The 1,491-nt window shown below is 66.8% G+C and carries 1 protein-coding gene; it reads left to right on the forward strand.

Going from position 1 to position 1,491, the window contains the following annotated elements; translation table 11 throughout:
* The first annotated feature begins 45 nt into the window (after positions 1–45).
* Positions 46–1,326: a tRNA lysidine(34) synthetase TilS gene (gene tilS / locus B3E94_RS01180; RefSeq protein ID WP_286912021.1), complete on the forward strand. Its 1,281-nt coding sequence runs from the start codon at positions 46–48 to the stop codon at positions 1,324–1,326.
* Positions 1,327–1,491 lie beyond the last annotated feature (165 nt).

Genomic DNA, 1,491 nt, shown 5'->3' on the forward strand with positions numbered 1-1,491 from the left:
GGGGCGCGAAGCGGCCCCGGCTATCTCAAGCCAAGTGAGGCCTTCATGATCAACCTCACCCCCTGGCTGAACGCCCCCGCCTGGCACATCGCCTTCTCCGGCGGCCTCGATTCCACCGTCCTCCTGCACCTGCTGGCCGAACACGCCCGCAGCCACGCCACGCCCCCGCTGCACGCCATCCACATCCACCACGGCCTGCAACCCGCCGCCGACACCTGGCCAGCCCATTGCCAAGCAGTCTGCGACCGCCTGGGCATCGAACTCACCATCGTCCACGTCCAGGTCGCCCCAGGCGCCAGCCTCGAGCAGGCCGCCCGCGATGCCCGCTATGCGGCATTTGCGCGCATCCTGGGTCCAGACGAGGTGCTGTTCACCGGCCAGCACCGCGAAGACCAGGCCGAAACCTTGCTCTTTCGCCTGCTGCGCGGCGCCGGCCTGCGTGGCCTGGCAGCCATGCCCGCGCAGCGCAGGCTAGGGCAGGGCAAGCTGGCCAGGCCGCTACTGACGTGCTCACGCCAGCAACTGCATGACCATGCGCGCAGCCATGGGCTGAGCTGGATCGAAGACCCCACCAATGGCGATACCGCCTTCGCGCGCAACTTCCTGCGCAACGACGTGTTTCCACTGCTCCAGCAACGCTGGCCGCAGGCCAGCCAGAACCTGGCCCGCTGCGCCGAGCACCTGGGCGAAGCACAAGGGCTGCTCGAAGAGCTGGCAGAGAGCGACCTGGCAGTGGCCGGGGAGGGCGCACCGGATTGCTGGGCAGGGCTGGCTTCGCTCGACCTTGCGGCGCTTGTGGCGTTGTCGCCTGCGCGCCAGCGCAATGCCTTGCAGCATTGGCTGGCCCCACGGACCCGGTTGCCCGACGCCCGCCATTGGGCCGGCTGGGCCGACCTGCGTGACGCTGCAATCGATGCCCAGCCCGTGTGGAAACTGACCGACGGTCACCTGGTGCGCAGCCAGGCTCGCATCTGGTGGTTGAGCGGCGATTGGTTGCAGCCCGCCATCGGTCCGCAACGCTGGGATGAGCCTGAATGGCCGTTGCCTTTACCCGGCAACGGCAGCGTGCGCCTGCAGGGGCAGGCGCCGGATGGCGTGCATATCGCCTACCGTGAGGGCGGCGAGACAGTGGACGTTCCAGGCCGTGGCCGGCGTGATTTGAAGCGCCTGCTCAACGAGCTGCAGGTGCCGCATTTCGTGCGCCCGCGCCTGCCGTTGCTGTACCGCGGCGAGCAGTTGCTGGCGGTGGCCAACCTGCCCATGCTCGGGCAGGCCGATTGCCAGCTTCACTGGCAGCTGCCGACGAACGCGCAAGGTTTGAGCTGAAGGGTACATTCCGGTAGACTACCCTCCCTTCTTGATACAACTTCTGTGGGTTCCGCGAAAACACAGCAGTTGCCGATTACCAAGCAGTTTTTTGCTGGGCTGATTCTTAAAATGACGAGCGAGCTCCATGCCGGGGATTCCCCGGTCTGTACAGACGCGGCAGTT

Source organism: Pseudomonas sp. UBA6315, from assembly GCF_002438125.1.
GTDB lineage: Bacteria > Pseudomonadota > Gammaproteobacteria > Pseudomonadales > Pseudomonadaceae > Aquipseudomonas > Aquipseudomonas faucium.

Excerpts from the sequence above, each read along its gene's own strand:
- tilS (WP_286912021.1), top strand. The coding sequence starts at position 46 with ATGATCAACCTCACCCCCTGGCTGAACGCCCCCGCCTGGCACATCGCC.